We start from the raw sequence: 1,762 nt of genomic DNA, 5'->3' as shown, positions 1-1,762 counted from the left end.
CGCGGGCGTCGGCATCCGGGTCGACGACGGCGCGCACCATGAAGCCCGGATGTGCCCGCAGCCTCGGCAGCCAGATGGCGCGAGCCGCCCATCCCGCGCCGACCATGGCCACCCGCAGCGGCGGCCGACCGCTCATCGGAAGGCCGCCACGGTATCGGCGAGGATCTCGGCGACCCGCACCATCTGCTCCTCGGTCCCGAGCAGCGTGCGGTGATGCAGCCAGATCGTGTCAACGTGCACCGCCTCGGTGTTCGGGCACCGAGCAGCGATCTCGTCCTCGGTGAGGGCGGGGGCGCCGGTCTCCCAGAAGCCGGCGCAGCGGTAGATCGCCCGGAACGCCGCGAAGGCGGGCAGCCCGCGGGCAAGGAGCGCATCGACGAGCTCGTTGCGGCGCTGTTCGGTGATGCCCGGGATCCGGAACATCTGCATGTAGTGCGGGTTGCGGTCGCACCGCTCGTCCCGGCTCTGCGGCACAACACCGTCGATGTCGGTGAGGAGCCGGGACAGCAGCGCGGACCGCAGCTCCCGCGTTGCGATCTGCCCGTCCAGCTTGGCAAGCTGCGCCCGCAGCACCGCCGCCGTGAACTCGTTCATTCGGAAGTTCGAGCCCGAGGTGGCGTGGAAGTAGTTGCGGTCCCGGGGCGGCCGACCGCAGCTGTGCCGCAGGAATCCCTCGTCGTACTGGTCCTTGCCGGGAAAGATGACCGCGCCGCCCTCCCCGGCGGTCATGAGCTTGCCGTTCTGGAAGCTGAACGCCGCAATCGAGCCGAGCTCGGCGACGCGGCGGCCCCGCCAATGGGCGCCGTGGGCATGCGCGGCATCCTGGATCAGCGGGACACCGCTGTCCGCGGACAGCTTCTCCAGCGCGTCCATGTCCGCGATGTGGCCGGCCATGTGCGCCGGCATGATCGCCCGGGTGCGGGCGGTGATCGCCCGCTCGACAACGGCCGGATCGATGCAGTACGTCCCCGGGTCGATGTCCACCGGGACGGCGACGGCGCCGAGGCGCTGCGCAGCCTGCGAAGAGGAGATGAAGGTGAACGCGGGCACGATCACCTCGGTGCCCGGGCCCACGCCGAGGACCTGCAGGGCAAGCTCGAGGGCGTGCGTGCCGTTGGTGACCGCCAGCACGTGCTGCCCGCCGTGGTAGGCGGCGAACTCCCGCTCGAAGGCGTCCACCTCCCCGCCGCCCATGCGCCACCACTGGCCCTGTTCCAGCGCCCGACTCAGCCCGGCCCTCTCGGCGTTATCGAACTGCGGCCATTCCGGAAGATCCTCGATATCCCGAACAATGTCCATGATCGGCGTCCTTCACCTGGGAAATGTCGATGCGTGCACCTGCGGAGACGTGACCTGGCCCGATGTGGTCTGACGCTGGTCCGGTGCGGGTCCGGGCCGGACCGGGCTACCTCGTACACCGGTCTCGCCCCGGAGCGCGCCACGGGTGAAGCTACCGGCAGGCGGATTTCCCGCCCACCCCCTAATATCCCCCTCGCCTGCTCTGAGATTTCCCCGGAAGGTGGCCCGAATCGGGTCCCAGCCGGTCGGCCGACGGTGCGGGCGTGCGTGCAGGTGAACCGGCGGTACTTCGGACGCCGGACGGAAGTGACTGTCAGGCAGCGGTGAAATCGGCCGCTCGACGATAGTCACACCGGTGTAACCGTGACACATGGAAGTGCCTTCTTCCGCACCGCGAAGCGGCCGGCCATCATGACCTTCGAGGGAAGCAGTAGACGGAGGAGATCCATTCATGGGCCAGACC

General features: G+C 69.4%; 1 protein-coding gene. It reads right to left on the bottom strand.

All coding sequences use genetic code 11. The annotated features are described in order from the left end of the window. Nucleotides 1-132: 132 nt before the first annotated feature. Nucleotides 133-1,299 (bottom strand): aminotransferase class I/II-fold pyridoxal phosphate-dependent enzyme, encoded by a 1,167-nt coding sequence (locus tag AC08OX_RS16140; protein ID WP_476608579.1) that lies wholly within the window; start codon nucleotides 1,297-1,299, stop codon nucleotides 133-135. Nucleotides 1,300-1,762: the final 463 nt, after the last annotated feature.

Source organism: Frankia sp. CoBUL1 (genome assembly GCF_978021245.1).
The sequence above is the reverse complement of the archived record's forward strand: the minus strand, read 5'-3'. Positions and strand labels throughout refer to the sequence as shown.

Excerpts from the sequence above, each read along its gene's own strand:
- AC08OX_RS16140 (WP_476608579.1), bottom strand. The coding sequence starts at position 1,299 with ATGGACATTGTTCGGGATATCGAGGATCTTCCGGAATGGCCGCAGTTC.